This is a genomic window from Mycolicibacterium phocaicum (genome assembly GCF_010731115.1).
In the GTDB taxonomy this organism is placed as follows: Bacteria; Actinomycetota; Actinomycetes; order Mycobacteriales; family Mycobacteriaceae; genus Mycobacterium; species Mycobacterium phocaicum.
Map to the genome: position 1 here is coordinate 992,023 of NZ_AP022616.1, position 24,763 is coordinate 1,016,785.

At 70.1% G+C, this 24,763-nt stretch carries 25 protein-coding genes; 5 read left to right on the forward strand and 20 right to left on the reverse strand.

Translation table 11 applies throughout. The features are described from left to right. Positions 1-102: 102 nt before the first annotated feature. On the reverse strand, positions 103-1,065 hold the full coding sequence (locus tag G6N46_RS04765) for an NAD-dependent epimerase/dehydratase family protein (protein ID WP_138249160.1): 963 nt from the start codon (positions 1,063-1,065) through the stop codon (positions 103-105). A gap of 59 nt (positions 1,066-1,124) precedes the next feature. Between G6N46_RS04765 and G6N46_RS04770 the strand changes: the two genes are divergently transcribed. Further along, a complete protein-coding gene (locus G6N46_RS04770) occupies positions 1,125-1,691 on the forward strand; it encodes a TetR/AcrR family transcriptional regulator (RefSeq protein WP_138249159.1) in 567 nt (188 codons plus the stop codon). A gap of 3 nt (positions 1,692-1,694) precedes the next feature. On the opposite strand, the gene whiA is transcribed toward G6N46_RS04770, so the two are convergent. From whiA to G6N46_RS04805, 7 genes are read right to left on the reverse strand one after another with little or no spacing between them, the layout of a single operon-like run. After that, a complete protein-coding gene (gene whiA, locus G6N46_RS04775) occupies positions 1,695-2,672 on the reverse strand; it encodes a DNA-binding protein WhiA (RefSeq protein ID WP_029105256.1) in 978 nt (325 codons plus the stop codon). Then, positions 2,669-3,739, reverse strand: a complete 1,071-nt coding sequence (locus tag G6N46_RS04780; RefSeq protein WP_064858823.1) for a gluconeogenesis factor YvcK family protein — start codon at positions 3,737-3,739, stop codon at positions 2,669-2,671. Before G6N46_RS04780 ends, whiA begins: the two co-directional genes overlap by 4 nt. After that, on the reverse strand, positions 3,736-4,641 hold the full coding sequence (gene rapZ / locus G6N46_RS04785; protein WP_020101596.1) for an RNase adapter RapZ: 906 nt from the start codon (positions 4,639-4,641) through the stop codon (positions 3,736-3,738). Before rapZ ends, G6N46_RS04780 begins: the two co-directional genes overlap by 4 nt. Before the next feature lie 31 nt (positions 4,642-4,672). Then, positions 4,673-6,679 carry an excinuclease ABC subunit UvrC gene (gene uvrC / locus G6N46_RS04790; protein ID WP_138249158.1) on the reverse strand — a complete coding sequence of 669 codons (2,007 nt, stop codon included), beginning with the start codon at positions 6,677-6,679 and terminating at the stop codon, positions 4,673-4,675. 9 nt (positions 6,680-6,688) lie between these two features. Then, positions 6,689-8,002, reverse strand: a complete 1,314-nt coding sequence (murD, locus tag G6N46_RS04795) for a UDP-N-acetylmuramoyl-L-alanine--D-glutamate ligase (RefSeq protein WP_138249157.1) — start codon at positions 8,000-8,002, stop codon at positions 6,689-6,691. Beyond that, positions 7,999-9,330 (reverse strand): MurL-like N-terminal domain-containing, encoded by a 1,332-nt coding sequence (locus tag G6N46_RS04800; RefSeq protein WP_138249156.1) that lies wholly within the window; start codon positions 9,328-9,330, stop codon positions 7,999-8,001. Before G6N46_RS04800 ends, murD begins: the two co-directional genes overlap by 4 nt. Next, the gene (locus G6N46_RS04805) at positions 9,327-10,055 is read right to left on the reverse strand and encodes a hypothetical protein (protein ID WP_138249155.1); all 729 of its coding nucleotides are present in this window, start codon (positions 10,053-10,055) and stop codon (positions 9,327-9,329) included. The genes G6N46_RS04800 and G6N46_RS04805 overlap by 4 nt, the downstream gene beginning before the upstream one ends. Before the next feature lie 34 nt (positions 10,056-10,089). On the opposite strand from G6N46_RS04805, the gene G6N46_RS04810 reads away from it, so the two are divergent. Continuing rightward, complete coding sequence (locus G6N46_RS04810; RefSeq protein WP_234880636.1) at positions 10,090-10,584, forward strand: GNAT family N-acetyltransferase; 495 nt, start codon at positions 10,090-10,092, stop codon at positions 10,582-10,584. On the opposite strand, the gene G6N46_RS04815 is transcribed toward G6N46_RS04810, so the two are convergent. The 5 genes from G6N46_RS04815 to G6N46_RS04835 form a co-directional block, all read right to left on the reverse strand. Further along, entirely contained in the window at positions 10,559-11,047 is a 489-nt protein-coding gene (locus G6N46_RS04815; RefSeq protein ID WP_138249153.1) for a PH domain-containing protein, read from the reverse strand. The genes G6N46_RS04810 and G6N46_RS04815 overlap by 26 nt on opposite strands. Continuing rightward, positions 11,044-11,517 carry a 6,7-dimethyl-8-ribityllumazine synthase gene (ribH, locus tag G6N46_RS04820; RefSeq protein WP_138249152.1) on the reverse strand — a complete coding sequence of 158 codons (474 nt, stop codon included), beginning with the start codon at positions 11,515-11,517 and terminating at the stop codon, positions 11,044-11,046. The genes G6N46_RS04815 and ribH overlap by 4 nt, the downstream gene beginning before the upstream one ends. Then, positions 11,514-12,773 (reverse strand): bifunctional 3,4-dihydroxy-2-butanone-4-phosphate synthase/GTP cyclohydrolase II, encoded by a 1,260-nt coding sequence (locus G6N46_RS04825; protein ID WP_138249151.1) that lies wholly within the window; start codon positions 12,771-12,773, stop codon positions 11,514-11,516. Before G6N46_RS04825 ends, ribH begins: the two co-directional genes overlap by 4 nt. A gap of 118 nt (positions 12,774-12,891) precedes the next feature. Further along, a complete protein-coding gene (locus G6N46_RS04830; protein ID WP_138249150.1) occupies positions 12,892-13,500 on the reverse strand; it encodes a riboflavin synthase in 609 nt (202 codons plus the stop codon). A gap of 9 nt (positions 13,501-13,509) precedes the next feature. After that, complete coding sequence (locus tag G6N46_RS04835; protein WP_138249149.1) at positions 13,510-13,992, reverse strand: GNAT family N-acetyltransferase; 483 nt, start codon at positions 13,990-13,992, stop codon at positions 13,510-13,512. 65 nt (positions 13,993-14,057) lie between these two features. Here G6N46_RS04835 and G6N46_RS04840 point away from each other — a divergent pair, with 65 nt between their 5' ends. Next, entirely contained in the window at positions 14,058-14,774 is a 717-nt protein-coding gene (locus tag G6N46_RS04840) for an LppX_LprAFG lipoprotein (RefSeq protein WP_163692604.1), read from the forward strand. After that, a complete protein-coding gene (locus G6N46_RS04845) occupies positions 14,774-16,351 on the forward strand; it encodes an MFS transporter (RefSeq protein ID WP_138249147.1) in 1,578 nt (525 codons plus the stop codon). The genes G6N46_RS04840 and G6N46_RS04845 overlap by 1 nt, the downstream gene beginning before the upstream one ends. 69 nt (positions 16,352-16,420) lie before the next feature. On the opposite strand, the gene G6N46_RS04850 is transcribed toward G6N46_RS04845, so the two are convergent. The 7 genes from G6N46_RS04850 to G6N46_RS04880 form a co-directional block, all read right to left on the reverse strand. Further along, the gene (locus tag G6N46_RS04850) at positions 16,421-16,666 is read right to left on the reverse strand and encodes a hypothetical protein (RefSeq protein WP_138249146.1); all 246 of its coding nucleotides are present in this window, start codon (positions 16,664-16,666) and stop codon (positions 16,421-16,423) included. Between the two features lie 328 nt (positions 16,667-16,994). Beyond that, positions 16,995-18,005, reverse strand: coding sequence for a bifunctional diaminohydroxyphosphoribosylaminopyrimidine deaminase/5-amino-6-(5-phosphoribosylamino)uracil reductase RibD (ribD, locus tag G6N46_RS04855; protein ID WP_338100903.1), 1,011 nt, complete (start codon positions 18,003-18,005; stop codon positions 16,995-16,997). Then, positions 18,002-18,679 carry a ribulose-phosphate 3-epimerase gene (gene rpe, locus G6N46_RS04860; RefSeq protein ID WP_138249145.1) on the reverse strand — a complete coding sequence of 226 codons (678 nt, stop codon included), beginning with the start codon at positions 18,677-18,679 and terminating at the stop codon, positions 18,002-18,004. The genes ribD and rpe overlap by 4 nt, the downstream gene beginning before the upstream one ends. Positions 18,680-18,684: 5 nt before the next feature. After that, positions 18,685-20,154: an RsmB/NOP family class I SAM-dependent RNA methyltransferase gene (locus tag G6N46_RS04865; protein WP_138249144.1), complete on the reverse strand. Its 1,470-nt coding sequence runs from the start codon at positions 20,152-20,154 to the stop codon at positions 18,685-18,687. Further along, positions 20,151-21,077, reverse strand: a complete 927-nt coding sequence (fmt, locus tag G6N46_RS04870) for a methionyl-tRNA formyltransferase (protein ID WP_138249143.1) — start codon at positions 21,075-21,077, stop codon at positions 20,151-20,153. The genes G6N46_RS04865 and fmt overlap by 4 nt, the downstream gene beginning before the upstream one ends. 36 nt (positions 21,078-21,113) lie before the next feature. Next, a complete protein-coding gene (locus G6N46_RS04875) occupies positions 21,114-23,114 on the reverse strand; it encodes a primosomal protein N' (RefSeq protein WP_138249142.1) in 2,001 nt (666 codons plus the stop codon). Continuing rightward, positions 23,111-23,839 carry a lysoplasmalogenase gene (locus tag G6N46_RS04880; RefSeq protein ID WP_174814018.1) on the reverse strand — a complete coding sequence of 243 codons (729 nt, stop codon included), beginning with the start codon at positions 23,837-23,839 and terminating at the stop codon, positions 23,111-23,113. Before G6N46_RS04880 ends, G6N46_RS04875 begins: the two co-directional genes overlap by 4 nt. Between G6N46_RS04880 and G6N46_RS04885 the strand changes: the two genes are divergently transcribed. Continuing rightward, a complete protein-coding gene (locus G6N46_RS04885; RefSeq protein ID WP_138249140.1) occupies positions 23,838-24,761 on the forward strand; it encodes an alpha/beta hydrolase in 924 nt (307 codons plus the stop codon). The genes G6N46_RS04880 and G6N46_RS04885 overlap by 2 nt on opposite strands. Positions 24,762-24,763 lie beyond the last annotated feature (2 nt).

Below are 24,763 nucleotides of genomic sequence, written 5' to 3' on the forward strand. Positions count from 1 at the left end.
AGGTCATGCGGTGAATCCTCAGCCAGCCTAGTGCGGTGAGGAACCTCACGTGCGGTACCGGACCCGCGCCCAGCGAGTCGGAGATGTCCTACCGTCCCGAGCTCAGTTGAGCCTTCGCGGAAGCAGCCGGTACCGGGTCCGTTCCGGATCGGCCTGGAACCAGTCGAGTGTCCCGCGGATGCCGTCGTCCCAGCCGGTGGCCGTCAGGCCGGTGAGTTCACGAAACTTGCTGTCGTCCAAGACAAATGGCCGTTCGAATTGGTAGAGCAACTCGCCGCCTTCGCGGACCAGCGGAACGAAGGGACTCAGTAGTCGAACCGTTCTCGCCGTCATGCGCCTGACACCGGGCGTGGTACCGGCCTGCCGCCCGGCGATGGCAATCAAGGCGCGTCCGGTGGTCGGCGCGGCGACCGGAACGTGGAACACCTCGCCCCCGACACCGGCTCGCTGCCCGAGATCGGCCAGCGCCCTGCCGAAATCGCCGATGTAGGTCGGGGTTATCGGCATGTCCGGGTCCCCCGGCCACACGGCACGCCGCCCTGTGAGTGCGGCGGCGAAGACGTTGGACGCAACGAGCGACACCACCCGCGGACCGTAGAGCTCACCGGCGCGACCGATGACCGTCTCGGTCTGCCCCCGCATGTGCGCCGCGGAAATCATTTCGGCGACCAGCGCGCGCAGGGCCCCCTTGTAGGCCACCGGGCGGATCGGCGAGTCTTCCCGCATCGGGCCGTCGACCTTGCCGTACATCCAGGTGTCGTCCGCGTACACCAACCGGGCCCCGACGTAACCGGCCGCACTGATGAGCGACGTCGCCAGGTCCACATATGTGGGCAGCCACGCGTCCATGGGCGGCAGCGCGCAGTGGTAAATGGCGTCGGCGCCACCGCAGACCTCGATCATCTGCCCGGTGTCCGTCGCGTCGGCCGCGATCGCTTGGACTCCCGGCGGCGCGCCGCGCCCACTCCGGCTGACGGCCCGCACGGTGTGGCCCGCCGCCGATAGTTCGGTGCACACCACCGAGCCGGCGGCTCCATTTGCTCCTACGACAACGTGAATACCCATGTCCTCATCCTCTACTTTTGTAGAGGATAGTACTCTACAAAAGTAGAGAGGAGACGCGCGTGATTGAAGATCGTCGTACGGTCGTGGCTGAGGCCGCCATCGCCGCGCTCGCGACCAGGGGTGCGCGCGGCCTGACGCATCGGGCGGTTGATCAGCTGGCCGGCCTGCCCGAAGGCTCGACGTCGTACTACTTCCGCACCCGCGCCGCCCTGCTCCAGGCGTGCGCGGAGCACCTCGTCGCCCGGACGCAGCGCGAGCTGGGACCGGCGCTCGAAGAACGTGCCCAGCTCACCCTTCAGGAACTCGCCGCGCTCGCCGCGCAAGCCGTCTGCGCCTGGACGGCGGAGGGTGGGCTGCTTGTGCTCGCCCGTCACGAGTTGCTCCTGGAATCCGCCAGGCAGCCCGAAATACACCAGACGTTGACTGCAGCCAGCGGCTATCTACAGAAGTGGCTGGAGGACCGGATCGCCGAACTCGGCCTACCGGCGGCGCCCGCGCGTGCCGCCGAACTCATCGCCTGCCTCGACGGCATAGCCCTGGCGGCCGCGGTGGCGGGGCAACCAGACGGGGACGCTGTGGGCCGCAGCGTCACTCGAGTGGTGAACGGGCTACTGACCGAACCGTAGCGGCTAGGCGTCGTCGAGCAGGTCCGGGGTGACGGCCGACTCGGTGTCCGGAATGCCTTCCAGCTTGGCTTTCCGGTCGGCCATCGACAGCAGGCGCCGAATCCGGCCTGCGACAGCATCTTTCGTCATCGGCGGGTCGGCCAGCCGGCCCAGTTCCTCGAGCGACGCCTGCCGGTGCTCGACACGCAACCGGCCCGCGGCCGAAAGGTGGTCGGGCACCGTGTCGCCGAGGATGTCCAGCGCCCGCTCGACCCGGGCCGCGGCCGCGACAGCCGCCCGGGCGGACCGGCGCAGGTTCGCGTCGTCGAAGTTGGCCAGCCGGTTGGCGGTGGCGCGCACCTCGCGGCGCATCCGCCGTTCTTCCCAATTGAGCCGCGTGTCCTGGGCGCCCATCCGGGTCAGCAACGCACCGATGGCCTCGCCGTCGCGCACCACCACGCGGTCACTGCCGCGCACCTCGCGCGCCTTGGCGCTGACCCCGAGCCGGCGGGCCGCACCGACCAACGCCAGTGCCGCCTCCGGTCCGGGGCAACTGACCTCGAGCGCCGACGACCGCCCGGGCTCGGTCAGCGAACCGTGCGCGAGGAACGCGCCGCGCCACGCCGCCTCGGCGTCGCCGACGCTGCCGCCGACCACCTGGGCCGGCAGGCCACGGACGGGCCGGCCACGCAGATCGAGCAGTCCGGTCTGACGCGCCAGTGCCTCACCGTCCTGCGCGACGCGCACCACGTACCGGGTGCTCTTGCGGATGCCGCTGGCCGACAGCACGTGCACGACGGCGTTGTAGCCGTACAGGTCGTAGATGTCCTTGCGCAGGCGCCGGGCGATGCTGCCCAGGTCGACCTCGGCCTCGACGACGACGCGTCCGGCCACGATGTGCAGGCCGCCGGCGAAGCGCAGCAGCGACGCCACCTCGGCCCGGCGTGCGGTCACCGAGTTGACGACCAGCCGGCTCAGCTCGTCCTTCACTTCCGACGTCATCGCCACGAATCGTCACCTCTTGGTCCTTCAGGGGCCGGCTGCTGACGGAATCCGTCGGCCGACCGAGCGGCGGGAGTGGATGGCTCGTATGCGGGCCGGGCCGGTGCGCTGCCATTGAGACGCACCCGCTCCAGAGCTGCCGCAAGCCGTGCCGGGTCATGTAAAGGTGTACCAGGTCGGGATACGTCAGCAAACTCGACCTGAGCCTCGAGAAACGACGCCGCCCGACGCAGTTGGTCGCGTTCCCGCTCACTGGGGACACTGGCCGCGTCCACGATGATGTCGTGCACCGTCAGGCCCGGGGCGTGCTGCGACAGCACGTGCACGTGCCGTTCGGCGGAGAACCCGGCGGTTTCCCCCGGTTCGGCGGCGAGGTTGAGCACCAGGGCCCGGCGCGCCGAGGTCGCCTGCAGGGCAGCCAGCAGCTGGGGCACCAGCACATGCGGGATCACACTGCTGAACCAGGAACCCGGACCGAGCACCACCAGGTCGGCCGACATGATGGCGTCGACGGCCTGCCGGGTGGCCGGCGGATCACCCGGCAGCAGCCGGACCCGCCGCACCTTGCCCGGTGTGGTGGCGACCGCGACCTGACCGCGGATCACGCGGCTCATCCGCGGATCGGCCTCGAGCCCGGACACGTCGGCCTCGATCTGCAGCGCGATGGGACACATCGGCAGCACGCGGCCCTTGACCCCCAGGATCCGGCCGAGCTCGTCGAGCGCCGCGACCGGGTCGGCGAGCACCTCGTTGAGGCCGGCGAGCAGGAGGTTGCCGATCGGGTGACCGGCCAGAGCGCCGCTGCCGTTGAAGCGGTGCTGGATGATGGTGGCCCACAACTGCCCGTGCGGACTGTCAGATGCCAAGGCCGCCAACGCCATTCGGAGATCGCCCGGGGGCACGATGTCCAGTTCGGAACGCAGCCGGCCCGACGACCCACCGTCATCGGCGACGGTGACGACGGCGGTGACGTGCGGCGTCAGCCGACGCGCCGCGGACAGCGTCGCGTACAGGCCGTGCCCGCCGCCGAGCGCGACGATGCGCGCGGGAGCCCGATCCTCCGTCATTCGCGCCCCAGATCCCGGTGCAGCACACGCACGGTCAGGTGGTCACCGCCACGTAGCCGGTTGGCCAGCGCTTCGGCGATCGCCACACTGCGATGCTTGCCGCCGGTGCAGCCGATGGCCACGGTCATGTAGCGCTTCCCCTCCCTGCGATAGCCGTCGATCACAACCCCCAGCAGCCGATGGTAGGTGTCCAGGAACTCGGCGGCGCCCTCTTGTCCCAGCACGTAGTCCCGAACCGCCGGATGCTGCCCGGTATGGGGCCGCAACTCGTCGACCCAATGCGGATTCGGCAGGAACCGGACATCCATCACGGTGTCGGCGTCCATCGGCAGACCATATTTATAGCCGAAACTCTCGACCGTAACGCTCGTCCCGGCGACGGCCTCCCCGCTGAAGGCGCGTTCGATGCCGGCCCGCAGCGCCGGCACCGGCAGTGTCGAGGTGTCGATGATCAGATCGGCCGTGGCGCGCACCGACTCCAGCAATCTCCGTTCGGCGGCAATGCCTTCCGCGAGCGTCTGGTTGCCCTGCAGGGGGTGACTGCGCCGGTTCTGCTCGTAGCGGCGCACCAGGATGTCGTCCGACGCCTCCAGGAACAGCACCCGCGGGAAGACGCTGCGAGTCGCCAATTCACGGCGCACAAAATCGAGGTCGCCCGTGAAGCCGCGGGACCGGACGTCCATCACCACGGCCAGCTTGGTGATGCGCGATCCGGCAGCCAGGCCCAGCTCGACCATCCGGGTGATCAGCTCCGGGGGCAGATTGTCGGCGACGTACCAGCCGAGGTCCTCGAGCACCTTGGCGGCGGTGCCGCGCCCGGCGCCGGACAGACCCGTGACCAGAACCACGTCGATCTCACCGGCAGCACCGTCCATCTGATCGTCCGTCACGACTTCGTCCATCCCCCGCTGCTCATCGACTGGTGCTGCGCGCTCACTGCTCTGTCCGATCATTGCCGATAACCGTCGGCGCCGCCCCAGAATCCGGCTGGGAATCGGACCGCAGCGCATCCACCACCGCCTGCGCCGTCGCCGCCCCGATGCCCGGCACCGCCGTCAGTTCGTCGACGCCGGCCTCCTTCAACCGTGCCACCGAACCGAAGTGGGTGACCAATGCCTTGCGCCGATGTTCACCCAGGCCGGGGATCGCGTCGAGCACCGACGCCGTCATCCGCTTCGATCGTTTGCTGCGGTGATAGCTGATGGCGAATCGGTGGGCTTCATCACGCACGCGCTGCAGCAGATACAGGCCCTCGCCGTTGCGCGGCATGATCAGCGGGTCCGGCTGCTCGGGAACCCACACCTCTTCCAGGCGTTTGGCCAGCCCGATGACCGCCACATCGGTGACGCCCAATTCGTCGAGCACCGCGGCCGCCGCGTTCACCTGCGGCGCACCGCCGTCGACCACGAACAGGTTGGGTGGATACGCGAATCGCTTTGGCCGTACCGGGGTTTCGGTGGCGTCGGTCACGTCTGTGTTCTCCAGCACCTGGGTGTCCGCGACATGACGCGCGAAGCGCCGGCGGGTGACCTCGGCGATGGACGCGACGTCGTCGGACCGGCCGCCGCCCGCGGCCTCACGAATCGCGTAGTGCCGGTAGTCGGACTTGCGCGGCAGGCCATCCTCGAACACCACCAGCGAGGCCACCACGTCGGTACCCTGCACGTGACTGATGTCGACGCACTCGATACGCAGTGGCGCATCATCGAGCTCCAGCGAATCCTGGATGCTCTGCAGCGCTTCGGATCTGGCGTTGAAGTCGCCGGCGCGCTTGAGCTTGTGCTGCGCCAGCGCGTCCTTCGCATTGCGCTGCACCGTGTCCGCCAGCGCGCGCTTGTCGCCGCGCTGCGCCACCCGCAGCTGCACACGCGAACCCCGCAGCCCGGACAGCCAGACGGCGAGTTCGTCGGCGTTGTCCGGAAGTACCGGCACCAGAACCTCTTTGGGCACCGGATTGGTGGTCTCATCGGCCGGTCCGGCGCCGCGCAGTTCGGCCTGATCGCCGTAGAACTGCGTGAGGAACTGGCTCACCAGATAGTCCTCGCCGGACTCCCCCGGTTCGCCGGACTTCTCGATGACCCAGCCACGCTGACCCCGGACCCGGCCACCGCGGACGTGGAACACCTGTACGGCGGCTTCCAGGTCGTCATCGGCGAAGGCCACCACGTCGGCGTCGGTGCCGTCACCGAGCACCACGGCCTGCTTCTCCAGCGCCCGCTTGAGTGCCGAGATGTTGTCCCGCAGCCGCGCCGCCCGCTCGAACTCCAGTTCCTCGGCGGCCTCGGCCATCTGCTGTTCCATGTCCCGCGCCAGTCGGTCGGTCTTACCGGCCAGGAAGTCGCAGAAGTCGTCGACGATCTTGCGGTGCTCGGCGGCGGTCACCCGCCCGACGCACGGGGCCGAGCACTTGTCGATGTAGCCCAGCAGGCAGGGCCGACCGATCTGGTTGTGCCGCTTGAACACTCCGTTCGAGCAGGTGCGCGCCGGGAAGACCCGCGTCAGCAGGTCCAGCGTCTCGCGGATGGCCCAGGCGTGCGAGTACGGGCCGAAGTACCGGACGCCTTTGCGCCGCGGGCCGCGGTAGACGAACAGCCGCGGGTACTCCTCGTTGAGGGTGACCGCCAGCACGGGGTACGACTTGTCGTCGCGGTACCGGATGTTGAATCGCGGATCGAATTCCTTGATCCAGTTGTATTCCAGTTGCAGCGCTTCGACTTCGGTCGTGACGACCGTCCACTCGACGCTGCCGGCCGTGGTCACCATCTGCCGGGTGCGCGGCGAGAGCGCCGACAGGTCGGCGAAGTACGAGTTCAGGCGGCTCCGCAGGCTCTTGGCCTTGCCGACATAAATGACCCGACCGTGCGGATCCCGGAACCGGTACACCCCCGGTTCCAACGGGATGGTTCCCGGCGCAGGCCGGTACGTCGATGGATCAGGCACCGTTACAGGTTAGTTCGACGGGCTGACAGCATCGATGAGCTCGCAGAACGCCGCGGCCTTGGCCACGTAGTTCGCGTACAGGTCATAGCTCGCCGCACCCGGCGACAACAGCACGGCCGTCACTCCCGGCACGGCGGCCGCGACCTGCACCGCCGCCTGCAGACTGTCCACCGGGTGCACGCACGCGGGCTGCGCCGCGGCGAAGCGGCGACCGATCGCGGTGCCGTTGGTCGGTCCCTGGATGAGGTGAACGTCACGTGCGCCCGAGAGCAGATAGTCGTCGATCTGGTCGTAGTCGAGCTGACGGTCCATGCCGCCGACGATGAGCGCCACCCGGTCGTCGGGCCGCATCGAGCGCAGCGCGGCGACGACGCTCTCCCCGGTGGTGGCCAGGGTGTCGTCGATCCAGCGCACTCCCCCGGTGCGGCGCACGACCTGCAGCCGGTGCGGCAGCGCCTCGAATGTCGTTACCGCGCCGAGGAATTCGTCCTCGGTGACCGGCCGGCCGAGCACCTCGGCGGCCGCGACGGCCGCCAGTGCGCCGTTGACGACGTTGTGTTCGTAGGCCATGACGTAATCCCCCTCGGGACGCGTCACGTCCGCCGCGTCGACGGTGCGCACCACCGGTGGCGGCGCGATACCCAGTCGCTCGAGAGCCGCCAGCACCTGCGGCGTGGTGATCAGCACCTCGCCGCCGTGGCTGAAGATGTTGGCCTTCGCGCCGTGGTAGGCGTCGATGTCGCCGTGCCAGTCCAGGTGGTCCTCGAAGAGGTTGGTGATCACCGAGATCCGCGGTGACGCAGTCACCAGCGCGCACTGCTGGCTGGACAGCTCGGCGACGACGACGGCGTCCGGCGCCGGCGCCAGGTCCGACAGCGGGGTGCCGATGTTTCCCGCCACCACGGCATCGGCGCCGAGCCGCCGCAGCAGGTGCGACAGGAACGACGCCGTCGTGCTCTTGCCCTTGGTCCCGGTGACGCCGACGGTCTGTGCCGCGTAGCGGTGCAGGTACCAGTCGGCGGCGCTCGACAAGGTGGCGCCTGCGGCGCGCAGCTCGGCGAAAAACGGCTGATGCCAGGGTATCCCGGGGCTGAGGAACACCACGTCACAGTCCGCCAGTCGGGTCAGGTGTTCGGCGCCGCGCCACAGGCTCAGGTTGGCGATGTCGGTCGGCGCGTCCAGGGTGCCGCGGCCGGCGTCGTCGACGGCGTCGATCCGCGCCGCGCCCTCGGCCGCCGCGGTCCGGGCCAGCGACTGGCCCTCCTTGCCGAAGCCCCAGATGCCGACGGCGACACCGGCGAGCTGCGGACGTTGTGACGTCACGGCCGGTCGTCCAGGGCGGCGCGGTAGCGCTCGGGTACGTACTGCACTGCCGGGCTGTCGTCGTGGTCGGCGGCGACGCGCTCCAGATCGGCTCGCGCACTGCGGAACTGCTCGACCAGCGGCAGGCCGGCCCAGGCCTCGTCGTCGAGGATGGTCAGCATCGACTCGGCGGCCTCGTAGTACTCACCGACGCACTCGAACGGCTTGTGCGCGCCGACCCCGAGGATGTCCTCGAACTCGGCCCGGCTGTCGGTGTCCTCGAACAGGTTTCGCCCGAAGATCGCCTCGACCTCGTCGCGGCCCAGCCGCGGCGCCATCAGCACGAAGACGAACTGACACTTCGGGCAATGCCCGCACCAGGTGGCGCCGCGGCGGCCGGCATCGAGCGCGAACGGCCGGTTACAGCTGATGAACGCGCGGAAGTACTGCGGACTGGCCGCGAACCGGTCGGCGATCTGCGACTCCGAGAGGCCACGCAGCAGCGAGAAATACCGGTCGGGGTTCAGCCCGTACGCGGCGAGGGTGTCTCGCAACAGCGTCTCGTAGGTGACGCTCTTGGACCACTGGTGGTTGATGTCCTGGCCCATCCACTCGACGTTGCCGACGTTGGACGAGCGCTCGTTGGACAGCACCACCGGACCGAGGCCCCTGGCGTCGGCCACGATCAAGCCGATGATGCTGTTGATCGCGGTGACCGGGATGTGCCCGTTGTAGGCGCCGGCCGCGTTGACGTCGATGAGGGTGCGGTCGATGGTCCGCATGACACGCACGTGCGGCAGCCCGCTGATCTCGACGCACCGGTCGATCGGGTCGAACCTGTTGACGTTGAACAACACCGGCTGCAGCGGGGCGAGCGCCTCGATGGTCACCACCGAGTCCTTACCGCCGCCGACCGGCACCAGCGGCGGCGCGTCGGCGTTCCAGGTGTCCGGCTGCTGTTCGCCGATCTCGGCGCGGTCGCCGGTGAGCTCCGGGCTCAACGCGCCCGGCAGGTTGTTGCGGTAGGCGTACTCGCCGAGGCCGCCGGCCAGCACCTGACGCAGATACTCCCGTTCGAAATCGTAAGTCGCGAAAGCGATCTCGATCTGCGGTGGCGCGGCGGCCTTGTAATAGCTCAGCGCGCAGGTCAGCGTCAGCAGCCGCAGCAGCCGGTCGTCGGGCCGGCCACCGCCCAGGGTGTCGCCGAAGTCGACGGTCTCGGCGAAGCTGACGTCGTCGGCGGAGTCGGCCCCGCACATGGTGTAGCGCCCGTGGAACACGCCGCCCTCGATGTCGTAGCCGTCGATGCGGAACGACTTGTAGGACTGTGGGACAAAAGGTTTGGTCACAGCTGCTCCAGGAACGGCGGTTGGGCGGAATCAACGGGAACGGCGTGGTCGCCGAGTTGTGCGACGGGATGCGTGCGGTACTGCGGTGAGATCCACCAGGCGCGCAGCACCTGGTCGGCGGGCACGGCGGCGCGCCACGCGACGGATCGCACCACACCGCACGCCTGCAATTGCTCGAGGATCGAGACGGGTTCGGTGTTCTCGACGCCCACCAGTTCGGCGCCGATGTCGAGGACCAGCGCGCCGGCCACGGCGGGTGTGACGTCGGGGCCGGGCCCGATGCCGTCCACGCAGCCCTGTTCGGCCAACCGGCGCAGCAGCAGGTCCACGGTGCCCAGGCTGGTCGTCCGGGCCGCCATCCGCAGCCACTTCTCGTCGGTCGCCGCCGGTGGGGTCCAGTCGCTGTCGCGCCGGCCGATCCGGACCGGCTCGGGTTCGTACAGCTGCGAGGGTGTGCCCGTCACCGCGCACCGGCCACCGTCGGTGATCGTGACGGTCACGGCCACCAGCTGCCCCTCGAACCGGGCCACCGCGGCACCCAGATCGGCCTCGGACGGCATGGTCAGCCCGAAATAGTCCGCGGGTTCGGCGAGGTGGCGCCACAGCCACGCGGTGTCGACGGGCCGGCCCTGGTAGATCGGCACGGTCACCGTCGGGTACGCACCAAGGCGGCCGACCAGTTCGGCGGGTGCGATCGCCACGACGTCCGGCGGCGGCGAAGGCATGCGAAAATCGGTCACTATCAGCAAATTCTATCCCATGGGAGGGAGCACCCAGGTGGGGGTGATCCGGCTCACCGAAGCCGACTGGCGGGTGTTCGCGGCCCTGCGGCTGCGCGCGCTGGCCGATTCCGCGGGGACCGACGATGCCGAATACCGCACCGAGATGAGCTTCACCGGGACACAGTGGCGCCGGCGGCTGCGGGCGCATGCCCAGTTCGCCGTGGCTCACGAGGACCGGCTGGTGGGCCTGATCGCGGCGCATCGGTCCAGTCCGAGCTCGGTGTACCTCTACTCGCTGTGGACCGATCCGGCCGCCCGTGGCCACGGGGTGGCGCGCACGCTGCTGTCCGCGGCCATCGACTGGGGCCGCGGCCTGGGCGCGCAGATCGTGACCCTGCGGGTGCACCGCGACAACACCGCCGCGCTCGGGGTCTACCGCGCCTTCGGGTTTGTCGCCACGGCCGACCCGGCCGAGGGCTCCCAAAGCTCCGGCCCGGCAGACGAACTCACGATGTCTTTGACGCTGAGCTGAGATCCGGGCGGTATTTCGCGACGAGCTCCCGCAGGCGATCCATCGCGTCGACGGCCCGGGCCTTGTCGACGGTCTGGATGGCCATGATCGGGACGTATTCATCGTCGGGCAGATCGACCCGGGCCCAGCGGGCGCCCAGCGGGAACGAGACCCCCACAATGTCGGACCAGGCAATGGTCTTGTCGCTCAAGACGTTACGGACGACGATGCCGGCCGGTCCGACCCGCAGCCGGGACCGCGTCGGCAGCAACACCGCACCGGCCAGGATGATGCCGAGCAGCGCCATCGACACCTGGTCGGCGGTCTGGAAGATCACCCCGGTGGCACCGATTTTCAGCAGCGCACCGACCGTGACGTGCACGGCGATGATGACGGCGGCCGCGGCGTAGGCGACGTACTTCACGCGCTGCGGCCGGACCTCCAGGTCCCAGCTGCCGGTTTCCCTGGCCATCGGCACGGTCATCGACGCAGGTCGCGCAGGGTGATCGCGGTGGCGAGCGCGGCCGAGGCGGCCTGCTCGCCCTTGTCCTCCGCCGAGCCCGGCAGGCCGGCGCGGTCGATGGCCTGCTCCTCGGTGTTGACCGTCAGCACGCCGTTGGCGACCGGTGTCGACTCGTCGAGCGACACCCGCGTCAGACCCTGCGTGACGGCGTCGCACACGTAATCGAAATGCGGCGTGCCGCCCCGGATCACCACACCGAGTGCGATCACGGCGTCGTGGTTCTTGGCCAATTCCTGTGCCACGACCGGGATTTCGATGGCACCGAGCACCCGGACGATGGTCGGTTCGGCAATACCCGATGCCGTGGCCACCCGGCGGGCGCCGTCGAGCAGCGCGTCACAGATGGTGGTGTGCCAGGTGCTGGCGACGATGGCCAGCTTCAATCCGGAGGCGTCGATCGCCGGCATCTCCGGAACACCGACGCCACTCATTTACCGTCTCCGTCTGTTGCGTCACCGGCGAAATCGTCGAGCCCGTGGAGGTCGTGGCCCATGCGGTCCCGCTTGGTCATGAGGTACCGGATGTTGTCGGCGTTGGGCCCGATGGGCAGGGGCACCCGCTCGATGATGTGCAGGCCGTAGCCGTCCAGGCCGACGCGCTTGGCCGGGTTGTTCGTGAGCAGCCGCATGGACCGGATGCCCAGGTCGACCAGAATCTGGGCGCCGATGCCGTAGTCCCGGGCATCGGCGGGCAGGCCGAGTTCCAGGTTGGCATCGACGGTGTCGGCGCCGGCATCCTGCAGCTGGTAGGCCTGCAGCTTGTGCAGCAGGCCGATGCCGCGGCCCTCGTGCCCGCGCATGTAGAGCACCACGCCCCGGCCCTCGTTCGCCACCATCTCCATGGCGGCGTCGAGCTGGGGGCCGCAGTCGCAGCGCCGGGAACCGAACACGTCACCGGTCAGGCACTCGGAGTGCACGCGCACCAGCACGTCGTCTCCGCCCCGGTCGGAGACGTCGCCCCGCACCAGCGCGACGTGCTCGACGTCCTCGTACATGCTGGTGTAGCCGACGGCCCGGAACTCGCCGTGCCGGGTCGGAATCCGGGCCTCGGCGACGCGCTCGATGTGCTTCTCGTGCTTGCGCCGCCACTCGATGAGGTCGGCGATGGAGATCAGCGCCAGGTCGTGGTCGTCGGCGAAGACGCGCAGTTCCTCGGTCTGGGCCATGGAGCCCTCGTCCTTCTGGCTGACGATTTCGCAGATCGCGCCGGCGGGCTGCAGCCCGGCCAGCCGGGCCAGATCGACCGCGGCCTCGGTGTGGCCGGGGCGGCGCAGGACGCCACCGTCCTTGGCGCGCAACGGAACAACGTGGCCGGGCTTGCTGAAGTCCTCGGCAATGGACGCCGGGTCCGCCAGCGCCTGCATGGTCTTGGCCCGGTCGGATGCCGAAATACCGGTTCCCACACCCTTTTTCGCGTCGACCGTGACGGTGTAGGCGGTGCCGTGCTTGTCCTGGTTCACCGCGTACATCGGCAGCAGACCCAGCCGGTCGCAGACCTCGCCGGACAGCGGAACACACAGGTAGCCCGAGGTGTAGCGGACCATGAAGGCCACCAGTTCCGGGGTTGCCTTCTCCGCGGCGAAAATCAGATCGCCCTCGTTCTCGCGATCTTCGTCGTCAATGACGACGACAGCCTTGCCCGCCGCGATATCGGCTATCGCCCGCTCGACGGAATCAAGCCTCGTCATCTCCACCACCCTTGCCGTGGCCACATCAGGGCCATCTTGATCACCTACCAGTATGAACCACTGGTACAGGCCGACTTACTCCCGCCGGTCCGCTCAGCGGACACGGCATGACCGGGCGCTACTGCGCCGGGGTGAGCAGCCGTTCGACGTATTTGGCGATGACGTCGACTTCCAGGTTCACCGTGGTCCCCACCGGGGCCCGGCCCAGCGTCGTCAGCTGCAACGTCGTTGGGATCAGAGAGATCTCGAACCAGTCGCCCTGCTCGTCGCGGCCCAAGCCCGACACCGTCAGGGACACCCCGTCGACGGTGATGGAGCCCTTCTCGACGACATAGCGGGCCAGCTGCGGCGGCAGCGCGATGCGCACGACCTCCCAGTGCTCCGACGGTGTGCGCGACAGCACAGTGCCCGTCCCGTCGACGTGACCCTGGACGATGTGCCCGCCCAGCCGGCTGTTGATCGCTGCGGCGCGCTCGAGGTTGACCCGTCCCCCGACCTCGACGCCGGCCAGGCTGGACCGGTTGAGGGTCTCGGCCATCACATCGGCCGAGAAGGCGCCGTCGGGCAGCACGTCGACGACGGTCAGGCACACGCCGTTCACCGCGATCGAGTCACCGTGCCCGGCATCAGTGGTGACCAACGGGCCGCGGATGACGAACCGGGCCGCGTCGGCCAGTTGGTCCTTGCTGACGATCTCGCCGAGCTCTTCGACAATGCCGGTGAACATGGCCTCAGCTTAAAGCTGCTTCTCGCCGAAGTAGTGCGCCACCGGGTTGCCGTTGAAATTCGCGATCGGCCGGTACCCCTCCGACTCGTACAGCCGCTGGGCATGGGGTTGACGTGAGCCGGTGTCGAGCCTGGCTACCGTGTAACCCAGCCCGCGGGCGGCGTCCTCCAAGGCCCGCAACAGGATTCGCGCGAGGACCTGCCCACGCGCCTCGGGTGCCACGTACATGCGCTTGATCTCGCAGGTCCCGTCGGGCAGCCGCTTGAGCCCGCCACCGCACACCGGTCGGCCGTCACGGTATCCGGCCAGGTAGACGCCGTGCGGCGGGCCGAGTTCGGCCGGTCCGGCCTTCGGCATGTTCGGCGCGTTGAGATCGAGTCCGCTCCGGACGTCGGCATACAGCTCGGCCATCTCGGCCTCCATTGCGCCCACCAGTGCCGCGCCGTCCCCGATATCGATCGGAACCGCCCGAAATTCGAGTTCAGCAACCATGGTTGTGGTTCTACAGGCCGATCGAGGCAACTTGTTAGTCGGGCGCACCTATTACGATGCAGGACATGCAGACGCGCAAACGCTCCGCCATGCTTGTTTCCCTACTCTCCACCGTGATGGCCGGGGTGCTCCTGGTCTCCGGTTGCTCGAAGTCCGAAGAGTCCAAGACCCCGCTGCCCGAGGCCGCGCCGCTGCTCAAGCAGTCCGCCGACACCACCCGTGGCCAGCAGAGTGTGCACCTCGTGCTCCTCGTCAACGGCAAGATCGCCAAGATGACGGTCACCAAGCTGACTGGTGACATGACGCTCACCCCGGCCGTCGCCGGCCAGGGCAAGGCCAACCTGTCGGTCGGCGGCATGGGCGTCCAGGACGCGCCGTTCGTCGTCTACGACAACCACCTGTACGCCTCGCTGTCGTCCGGTGGCCCGCTGTCCGACTTCGGGCCCGCCGACGCCATCTACGACATCTCGGCGATCCTGCGTCCGGAGACCGGCCTGGCCAACATCCTGGACAACTTCACCGACGCCAAGGCCGTGGGCCGCGAGGACATCAACGGCGTGAAGACCGTCAAGGTCACCGGCACCGTCAGCGCCGAGGCCGTCAACAAGATCGCCCCGCAGCTGAAGGTCACCTCCGCACTGCCGGGCACCGCCTGGATCGAAGAGGGCGGCAACCACCAGCTGGCACAGGCGCAGCTGGAGACCAGCCCGGGCAACAACCTGCAGATGACGCTGACCGACTGGGGTAAGCCGGTCACCGTCAACAAGCCCGACGTTCAGTAATGGCCGGGGGTAGCAACCGCCACGTCGCCATAGCCGCAGGCAGTCTCGCGGTCCTGCTCGGCGCGCTCGACACTTATGTCGTCGTGACGATCATGACCGACATGATGAAGGACCCGCCGGACGGGATCGGCATCCCGATCAACAAGATCCAGCAGGTCACGCCCGTGGTCACGTGGTACCTGCTGGGCTACATCGCGGCGATGCCACTGCTGGGCCGGGCCTCCGACCGCTTCGGCCGCAAGCTGGTGCTCCAGGCGAGCCTCGCGCTGTTCGCGGTCGGCTCGATCGTCACGGCGATTGCCGGCATGTTCGCCCCGGCGAACGAGATGGTCGAGCCGCTGATCCAGCTGATCGTCGGCCGGACCATCCAGGGCGTCGCCAGTGGCGCGCTGCTGCCGGTGACGCTCGCGCTGGCCGCCGATCTGTGGGCCGCGCGCAACCGCGCCGGTGTGCTGGGCGGTATCGGTGCCGCGCAGGAGCTGGGCAGCGTGCTCGGCCCGCTGTACGGCGTGGCCGTGGTCTGGCTGCTGCACGACTGGCGCGATGTGTTCTGGATCAACGTGCCGCTGACCCTCGCGGCCATGGTGATGATCCACTTCAGCCTGCCGTCACGTGCCGAGACCGAGACGCCGGAGAAGATCGACGTCCTCGGCGGCGTGCTGCTGGCCGTCGCGCTCGGACTGGCGACGTGGGGTCTGTACAACCCCAACCCGGACGGCAAGCAGGTGCTTCCGGAAAACGGCCCGCCGTTGCTGATCGCTGCCGCGGTCGTCGCGGTCGCGTTCTTCGTATGGGAGAAGATCGCCCGCACCAAGCTGATCGATCCGGTGGGTGTGCACTTCCGGCCGTTCCTGGCGGGCCTGGCGTCCTCGCTGTGCGCGGGCGCGGCGCTGATGGTGACGCTGGTCAACGTCGAGCTGTTCAGCCGCGGCGTGCTCGGCATCGACCAGTCTCACGCGGTCTTCAAGCTGGCCTGGTTCCTGGGCGCGCTGCCGGTCGGTGCGCTCGTCGGCGGGTGGATCGCCACCCGGGTCGGCGACCGGATCGTCGCCTTCGCCGGCCTGGTCATCGCGGCGGGCGCGTACCTGCTGGTGTCGCACTGGGACATGAACGTGCTGGAGGCCACCCACGACCTCGTGGTCGTCTCGCTGCCGAAGCTGCCGACGGACCTGATCATCGCGGGCCTGGGCCTGGGTCTGGTCATCGGACCGCTGACGTCGGCGACGCTGCGGGTGGTTCCGACCGCACAGCACGGCATCGCCTCGGCCGCCGTCGTGGTGTCCCGCATGATCGGCATGCTGATCGGCATGGCGGCGCTGTCGGCATGGGGTCTGTACAAGTTCAATCAGAACCTGGCGGCGCTGCCGCCGGCCAAGGGCGGCAGCCTTGCCGACGCGGCGGCCCAGATCGCGAAAAACGTGAAGACCGCGTACACCATGCAGTACAGCTCGATCTTCCTGATCACCGCCATCGTGTGTGTGGTGGGCGCGCTGGCCGGTCTGCTGATCGCCGGCCGCCACGAGCAGGCCGACGAACCGGAGACCGCGCCCGAGGTTGATCCGGCACCGGTGGCATAGGCCATAACGCAACGGAGCCGCAGAGTCGATCGACTCTGCGGCTCCGTTGTATCTGGCCTCTTTCCCGGGCTAGCAGCGTTCCAGACCTGGGCGCATCAGCACCACATTGGCCGGGATGTACGCCGGGGTCGGGGCGGGCGCGGGCGCGGAGTGGGACCCGTTCGCGTGGGCCGCGAGGCGCTCCAGCGCCACGTCCACGGCCTCGTCGAACTCTTCGACGACACTCAGCACCGCCCGTAAGGGCCGGCGGAACATCATGTCCTTGATGCCATCGTCACTCGGACGGAAGCTGAGCCAGTCCTGCAGTGCAGTCATGCTCGTATCCTTTGCTCGTGATCACCTTCGCTCTAACAACATCGGTGAGCGCGATATTTCAGCCGGATCCAGGTGATCCGGTGTCTGTCCTCAATTTTACGGATGCGAAATCAGGGCTTCCTGCACGAATGTCGCGGCGTTGATCTCGAACTGATAACGATTAGCAAAACTAAAGATGGGCCGCGGTGAGCCCAATCACATTGGGCGCGACGGTGAATCGCACATCTCACGCATTTTGGGGAATCGGTTCGGGTCTGTCAGTCGGCCACTCTGCGCAGCCGAGCCGCCGCGGGCAGGCGCAAAAAGTTCGCTGGAAGCCCCCGAGCAATCAGTTCGGCACCAGGCTGAGCCGGACGTCGGCACCGACGGTCGTGACGCCGTCGAACCGCCAGCGGCGGGCCTGTGCGATGGTCGACACCCCGGCGTCGTCGATCGCTGTGATGGGTCCGCCCAGCAGCGTCGGCGCCAGATACGCCAGAATCCGGTCCACGAGTCCCGCCCGGACGAACGCCCCGGCCAGGGTCGGACCGCCTTCGAGGATCACATCGGTGCGGTCCGACAGCGCCTGGAGCACCTCGAGCGGATCATGGGTCCGGATCACCATGGTCCGGGAATCGTCGTTCAGGACGTTGGCCTCCGACGAGATTTCGCGTTCCCCGACCACCACCCGCAGCGGCTGACGGGCCGTCGGGGTGCCGTCGGACCGACGGGCCGTCAGCGTCGGGTCATCGGCCAGCACCGTCCCGGTGCCGACGACGATGGCGTCGGCCACCGCACGGTGCCGATGCACGTCGGCCCGGGCCGCGGGGCCCGTGATCCACTGGCTGGTGCCGTCGGCGGCGGCGCTGCGCCCATCGAGGCTCGCCGCGAATTTCCATGTCACATGGGGCCGGCCGGTGCGCTGGCGGTGCAGCCACTCGCGCAGCGGGCCACCGCTGACCTCGTCGGCCAGGACGCCCGAGGACACCCGCACACCGGCGTCGGTCAGCCGCTGGGCGCCGCCCGCGGCCACCGGATTGGGGTCGGCCACGGCGAACACCACGGCCGCCACCCCGGCGTCCAGCAGTGCGTCCACGCACGGGCCGGTGCGGCCCTGGTGGTTGCACGGCTCGAGCGTCACCACCGCGGTGCCGCCCGCGGCCCGGGTACCGGCCCGCCGCAGGGCCATGACCTCGGCGTGTGCCTCCCCCGGCGGCTGGGTCCCGCCGACGCCGGCCACCTCGCCGTCGCGGTCCAGGATCACCGCGCCGACCGGCGGGTTCGGGTAGGTGGTGCCTTTGACCGCGTCGGCCTGGCCGATGGCCAGTCGCATGGCCGTCTCGATGGCCTCCGGCGTCACAGCACCAGGTGCGGTGACGCGGCCGCGGCCTGACGCCGCAGGGATTCCACCGCGGCACCCGGATCCGCCGCGTTGTACACCGCGGAACCCGCGACGAAGCAGTCCACACCGGCCGCGGCGGCGGCTTCGATGGTGTCGTCGTTGATGCCGCCGTCGATCTCGACGACCAGGGTCAGCTCACCGGAGTCGACCAGCCGGCGCACCGCGGTGACCTTGGGCAGCACCTCGGCGATGAACTTCTGTCCACCGAATCCCGGCTCGACCGACATCACCAGCAGGGTGTCGAAGTCGCGCAGGATGTCCAGGTAGGGCTCGATCGGGGTACCGGGTTTGACGGACAGGCCCGCCTTGGCGCCGGCCGCGCGGATGTCGCGGGCGACGGAGATCGGGTCATCGGTGGCCTCGGCGTGGAACGTCACGTTGTAGGCGCCGGCTTCGGCGTAGGCGGGGGCCCAGCGCTTGGGGTCCTCGATCATCAGATGGCAGTCCATCGGGATGTCGGTGACCTTCAGCAGGCTCTCGACGACCGGCAGACCCAGCGTCAGGTTGGGGACGAAATGGTTGTCCATGACGTCGACGTGCAGCCAGTCGGCACCCTCGACCGCTGCCGTTTCTTCGGCGAGCCGGGCGAAGTCGGCGGAGAGGATGGACGGGGCGATCAGTGGTCCTGCCATGGCGGTCAGACTACTTTGAGCGCGGCCGCGAACATCGCATCGGTGCCATGCCGATGTGGCCATAACTGCACATGTGGTCCGAGGCCGAGCCGATCGGCCGGGGCGAACAGCGGACGGGTGTCGATCTGTTCGACCGGCTGACGTCGCACCGCGTCGGCGATCACCCCGACGGTTTCGGCCAGGTGCGGCGAACACGTCGCGTACAGCACCACCCCACCGGGCCGGGTGAGTTTGATTGCCGCCGCGAGCAATTCACGCTGCAGCCGGGCCAGGCCCGGCACATCCGACGGCTGCCGGCGCCACCGCGCCTCGGGCCGCCGACGCAGCGCGCCCAGGCCGGTGCAGGGCGCGTCGACCAGCACCCGGTCGAAGGATCCGGGCTCCAGCCCCGACTCGCGGCCGTCGACCCGCAGCACCTCGACACCCATGCCGAGGGTGTTGCGCTCCACCAGGTCGGCGCGATGCTCCGTCGGTTCGACCGCGGTCACCGTGGCGCCGCACTGCGCGGCGATGGCCGCGAGCATCGCGGTCTTGCCGCCGGGTCCCGAACACAGATCCAGCCAGCGGGTGTCGTTGCCCTCCAGCGGCACCTCGGTGAGGGCGCGGGCCACCAGCTGGCTGCCCTCGTCCTGCACCTGTGCCAGACCGTCGCGGATCGGGTCCAGCTGGCCGGGGTCGCCGCCGGGCAGGTACACCGCGTACGGCGAGAACCGGCCGACATCGCCGCCGGTCGCCGCGGCAAGCTCCTCGGCACTGATCTCGCCGGGGCGGGCCGCGAGGTGCACGACGGGGCGTTCGTCGTCGCTGGTGAGCATCGCGTCGAGCTCCCCCGCATCGGCGCCGAGTGCGTCGGCGAATGACTGCGCCACCCAGCGCGGGTGCGCATGCGTGAACGCGGTGTGGCCGATCGGGTCGGCGGCGGCCGACGGCGCGAGCTCGGCCACCCAGGCGGCCTCATCCTTGCTCGCGATGGTGCGCAGCACGCCGTTGACGAAACCCGCACGCACCGAATCGAATTCGATGCCGGCCTGCTCGACGGTCGTGTCCACCGCGGCGTGGGCGTCGACGCGGGTGCGCAGCAGCTGGTAGGCGCCGAGCCGCAGCAGGTCGAGCAGGACCGGGTCGATCCGGTCGGTGGGCCGCCCGGCGGCGCTCTCGATCACCGCGTCGAGCAGCCCGACGCAGCGGCAGGTGCCGTAGGTCAGCTCGGTGGCGAAAGCCGCGTCGCGGCCGGTGATGTCGCGCTCGCGCAGGATGGCCGGCAGCGCGAGGTTGGCGTAGGCATCGCGCTGCGACACCGCGCGCAGCACGTCGAACGCGGCCCGGCGGGCCGGATCGAGCGGCTTGCGGCGCGGGCCGCGTGGCGCCTGCGACCGGCTCGGCTGGCGGTCCTGACGGTCCCGGCCACCCGCGAGGCCCTGGTTGTTGGGACGACCCTGCCGGCCCCCGCGCCCATTGTTACCGCGTTCAGTCACCGGGCCACCACACCTTCGTCCAGCCGGGCACCGCGCGCCCAGTCCGCCGCATTCATCAGTTTCTTCCCCGGCGGTTGCACCATGCCCAGACGCACCGGAGTGCTCCCGGTGCCGACCAGCACGCCCGACTTCTGCACCCGAATTGCCCCGGGCGCCAACGGTTCTGCCTCGACCGGAACCACCGGCCCGAGCTTCACCCGCAGGTCGCCGATCTCGGTCCAGGCGCCCGGATTCGGCGTGACCGCGCGGATGCGGCGGTCGACGACGTGCGCCGGCAGGTCCCAGCGCACCCGCGCGTCCTCGACGGTGACCTTGGGCGCGATCGTCACGCCGTCTGTGGGCTGCGGCACCGCGGTCAGCGCACCGTCCTCGACACCGTCGAGCGTCGACTCCAGCAGACCGGCGCCGGCGTCGGCCAGTCGGGCCAGCACGTCGCCCGCGGTGTCGATGGGTCGCACCGTCTCGGTCAGCACGCCGTACACCGGGCCGGAGTCCAGGGCGCGTTCGATCTGGAAGGTGGTGGCGCCGGTCACCTCGTCGCCCGCCGCGATGGCGGCCTGCACCGGGGCGGCACCGCGCCACGCCGGCAGCACCGAGAAGTGCAGGTTGATCCAGCCCAGGCGGGGCACCGCCAGCAGCTCGTCCCGCAGCAGCGCACCGTAGGCGACGACGGCGCAGCAGTCGGGGGCCAGCTCGGCGAGTTCGGCGACGAACTCGGGCTCATTGGGCTTGGCGGGCCGCAGCACCGGAATACCTTCGGCGAGAGCGAGTTCCGCGACCGGGGACGGCGCGGGCTTGCCGCGGCGACCGGAGGCCGCGTCCGGACGGGTCAGCACCGCGACCACCTCATGGCGGGGCGACGCGATGAGCCGACGCAATGACGGCAGCGCGGGTTCCGGGGTTCCGGCGAAGACGATACGCACGATCCACCAGGCTACTTGTGCAGCGGCCGAACCTTCTCATCCGATGTGCAGCGGATCGATCTGCACCCGCACCGGCTCCTGATCGTGGCGGGCGCTGAGCACGCCGGTCGCCCGTCGCAGCGCCGCCGCCAACACCAGCCCACGATCGCGCGAGACCCGCACCAGCATCCGGTGCACGGGAACGCCCGGGTCCACACCGGGCGGACGGCGGGCGCCGAACGGCAGATCGACCGGGCCCAGCACCTCGGCATCGGGCGGCAGGGCGGCCGCCTCCAGCAGCGCGTCCGCCGCCTCGGGCACCCCGTCGACGGCCGCCAGATGCACAGCGGGCGGCAGCCCGACCTCGGCACGGCCGTCGAGCTCGGCCTCCGCGTGCCCGACCGGGTCCCAGCGCACCAGCGCCTGCACCGTCGGGATCGACGACTCCGCCACCACCGCGACCGTGCCCCCGGCCGCGCGGTCGAGCACCATGGCCGATGCCGACAGCCACCGGCGCAGCGTGTCCTCGGCCGCGCGCAGATCCTGACGGCCCAGCAGCGCCCAGCCGTCCAGCAACAGCGCCGCACCGTAGCCGCCGTCGGCACGCGGTTCGGCGCCGGGAGTCGCCACGACGACCGCAGGCCGGGCGGGTACCTCGGTCACCACGGCGTCACCGCCGGAGGTGACGACGGGCACGCCCGGGAAGGCCCGGCCCAGCTCCTCGGCGGTGCGCCTGGCCCCGACCACCACGGCGCGTACCGCGTCCGAGCCGCACCGGCCGCAGCGCAGCGTGATGTCCTGGCGGCCGCACCACCGGCACACCGCGCCGACGGTGTCGCGGTCGGGCAGCGACAGCGGCCCGGTGCAGTGCCGGCACCGGGCGATGGTCCGGCATTTGCCGCAGGCCAGTGCGGGAACGTAGCCGCGGCGCGGCACCTGGACCAGCACCGGCCGGCCGGCGCTCAGCGCGGCCCGCGCCGCCCCCAGCGCCATCGACGGCAACCGCGCGGTACGGGCCGCGGCGTCGCGTTCGTGGGTGTGGGCGTCGTCGTCGAGCGCGATGACCCGCGGCGCCCTGGCGCGCACCACGCTGCGGCCGGCCACCAGGTCGTGCGCCCACTTGCCGCGCACCAGCGCCTGCGCCTCGGCAGTGCGCGCGAAGCCCCCGATGATTGCGCCGCAACGCAATTGGTGCGCCCGCAGCATCGCGACCTCGCGGGCGTGCGGATACGGCGCGCGGGGTTCCGCCAGCGAGTCGTCGCCGTCGTCCCACACGACGATGAATCCCAGGTCGGCGACGGGTGCGAAAACCGCGCTGCGGGTACCGATCACGAGGCGCGCCTGGCCGCGCAGCACCGACAGCCAGCGCCGGTAGCGCTGCGACGGGCCGAGACCGGCCGACAGCGCCACCACCCGGGACTCGTCGACGAGCGTCAGCGCCGCGGCGTGGACGGCGTCGACGTCGCGCTGATCCGGCACGATCAGCAGTGCCCCACGGCCGGCGTTGACGACGACGGCCGCCGCCTCGCAGAGCCGCCGGGCCCAGTCCTCCCCCGGCAGCGCCTGCCACACCGCGCGCGCGGCCCGGCCCTCGGCGAGCGCCTCCAGGAACTGCTCGCCGCGGCCGTACTGCTGCCAGGCGCCGGCGTCGACGTCCCGCGGCACGAGCGGCGGCAGTTCGGGCGGCGGTTGTTTCTCCACGGTCGCGTGCCGGGGCGGAATGGCCAGCCGCAGCACGTCGGGCCGGCTGCCGGCGTACCGGGCCGCCACCGCCTCGGCGAGACGCTGCACATCGGGGGTCAGGACCCGCTCGGCCGACACCACGCGGTCCAGCCAGCCGAGCTTGCCGGAATGGTCGGTGTCAGAACGTCTTTCGAGGATGAAGGCGTCGACCAATCGGCCGTTGAACCGCACCTTGGCACGGACGCCCGGCTGGGCGTCGTCGGACAGCTCGGCCGGCACGAGGTAGTCGAACTCGCGGTCCAGGTGCGGCACCGACAGCATGGGCAGCACCCGAGCCACGGGCTCGTGCTCGGCCTGCTGTCTGGTCGCGGTCACGCAGTCGGTGTAGCAGACACGGCCGACACGTGCGACACCGTCCGGCCTGCGAAGAAGCCGGCGGTGATCAGGAGCAACGAGGCGGCGTACGCCCACCAGATCGGGACCGCCAGCCTCTCGTCACCGAGCACGAACTTGCTGATGCCGATCATGCCGTCACTCACCGCGAAGCACAGCGCGCCGAGCGCGGTCCAGCGGGTCGGCAGGTCGGCGAACAGCGCCGTGCACACCATGGCCACCAGGACCGCCATGTACACGGTGACGGGGATGGTCATCTGCTGGGCGACCAGGCTGGGCCAGAACCAGATGATGAGCCCGACGCAGATGACGATGAGGATCGCCGCGCCGGCGGTGGCCGCCGGGGTGCGACGGGCCAACGGCAGCAGGGCGGCCAGGAAACACAGGTGCGCGATCAGGAACGAGCCGAGTCCGAACACGAAACCCATGGGCCAGCCCGGCACGGCCAGCAGGAAGTCCCCGCCCGCCGAGAACACCAGCGCCGCCACCAGCCAGTTGCGTTCACGGACGATCGGATGTCCGGCGGCGGCCACCGCCAGCAGCAGCGCGGGCAGTGCCTTGATCTCGGGCTGTAGCGCGAACTGGCCGGTCAGGTCGGCGCCCGAGGGCAGCCGCAAGGCCGTCACGATGAGGAAGATGCCGTAGCCGGCGGCGACGACGGCGGCCGCTATCCACAGCCACCGACGCACTGCGTACGGTGAACTCATGTCGGACACTGCGCGTCCCCCGCTCGATCCCATTCTGCAAAAGGTACTGGAAGCGGTTCCGTTCCAATTGACCATGGACGGCGGCGTCGAAGCCGCGCGGGCCCGGTTCCGCGAGCTGCCCCGCAAGCCCGTCTTCCCTGAGGTCCGCGCCGAGGACCGCGTCATCGACGGCGTGCCGGTCCGCGTCTACTGGCCCACCGACGTCGAACCGTCGGCGCCGGTCGTGCTGTTCTTCCACGGCGGCGGCTGGGTGGTCGGTGATCTGGACACCTATGACGGCACCGCCCGCCTGCATGCCGCGGGGACCGGCGCCGTGGTGGTGTCGGTGGATTACCGACTCGCCCCCGAGCACCCGTTCCCCGCCGCGGTCGACGACGTCTGGGCCGTCACGCAGTGGGTGGCCGCCCACGCCGACGAGATCGGCGGCGACCCGAATCGTCTTGCCGTGGCCGGTGATTCGGCCGGCGGCAACCTGGCCGCGGCGGTCGCGCAGCTGGCCCGCGACGCCGGCATCACGCTGCGCGCCCAGCTGCTGTGGTACCCCGCGACCACCTGGGACACGTCGCTGCCGTCGTTCGCCGAGAACGCCGACGCCCCGGTCCTGGGCCGCGACGCCGTCGGCGGCTTCTCGTTGCTGTACGCCACGGGCGTCGACCTGCGGAACCCGCCGCCCACGCTCGTCCCGGCGCGCGCCGAGTCGCTGGCCGGGCTGGCACCGGCGTACATCGCCGTCGCCGGATACGACCCACTGCGCGACGACGGCATCCGTTACGGCGAGATGCTCACCGCGGCCGGGGTTTCCGTCGAGGTGCACAACGCCGAGACGCTGGTACACGGTTACCTCGGTTACTACGGCGTCGTGCCGGCGACGACCGAGGCGGCCGACAAGGCGCTGGTGGCGCTGCGGGCCGCGCTAGCCTGAGG

Coding starts and splice junctions, on each gene's coding strand:
- G6N46_RS04815 (WP_138249153.1), bottom strand. CDS start 11,047: ATGACCGTGCCGATGGCCAGGGAAACCGGCAGCTGGGACCTGGAGGTC.
- whiA (WP_029105256.1), bottom strand. CDS start 2,672: ATGACGTCGGAAGTGAAGGACGAGCTGAGCCGGCTGGTCGTCAACTCG.
- ribH (WP_138249152.1), bottom strand. CDS start 11,517: ATGAGTGGCGTCGGTGTTCCGGAGATGCCGGCGATCGACGCCTCCGGA.
- G6N46_RS04805 (WP_138249155.1), bottom strand. CDS start 10,055: ATGCCTTCGCCGCCGCCGGACGTCGTGGCGATCGCACCCGCCGAACTG.
- G6N46_RS04840 (WP_163692604.1), top strand. CDS start 14,058: ATGCAGACGCGCAAACGCTCCGCCATGCTTGTTTCCCTACTCTCCACC.
- G6N46_RS04765 (WP_138249160.1), bottom strand. CDS start 1,065: ATGGGTATTCACGTTGTCGTAGGAGCAAATGGAGCCGCCGGCTCGGTG.
- G6N46_RS04850 (WP_138249146.1), bottom strand. CDS start 16,666: ATGACTGCACTGCAGGACTGGCTCAGCTTCCGTCCGAGTGACGATGGC.
- G6N46_RS04780 (WP_064858823.1), bottom strand. CDS start 3,739: ATGACGGAGGATCGGGCTCCCGCGCGCATCGTCGCGCTCGGCGGCGGG.
- G6N46_RS04830 (WP_138249150.1), bottom strand. CDS start 13,500: ATGTTCACCGGCATTGTCGAAGAGCTCGGCGAGATCGTCAGCAAGGAC.
- G6N46_RS04825 (WP_138249151.1), bottom strand. CDS start 12,773: ATGACGAGGCTTGATTCCGTCGAGCGGGCGATAGCCGATATCGCGGCG.
- rapZ (WP_020101596.1), bottom strand. CDS start 4,641: ATGGACGAAGTCGTGACGGACGATCAGATGGACGGTGCTGCCGGTGAG.
- G6N46_RS04880 (WP_174814018.1), bottom strand. CDS start 23,839: ATGAGTTCACCGTACGCAGTGCGTCGGTGGCTGTGGATAGCGGCCGCC.
- rpe (WP_138249145.1), bottom strand. CDS start 18,679: ATGGCAGGACCACTGATCGCCCCGTCCATCCTCTCCGCCGACTTCGCC.
- G6N46_RS04835 (WP_138249149.1), bottom strand. CDS start 13,992: ATGGTTGCTGAACTCGAATTTCGGGCGGTTCCGATCGATATCGGGGAC.
- G6N46_RS04885 (WP_138249140.1), top strand. CDS start 23,838: ATGTCGGACACTGCGCGTCCCCCGCTCGATCCCATTCTGCAAAAGGTA.
- G6N46_RS04845 (WP_138249147.1), top strand. CDS start 14,774: ATGGCCGGGGGTAGCAACCGCCACGTCGCCATAGCCGCAGGCAGTCTC.
- G6N46_RS04810 (WP_234880636.1), top strand. CDS start 10,090: ATGGGAGGGAGCACCCAGGTGGGGGTGATCCGGCTCACCGAAGCCGAC.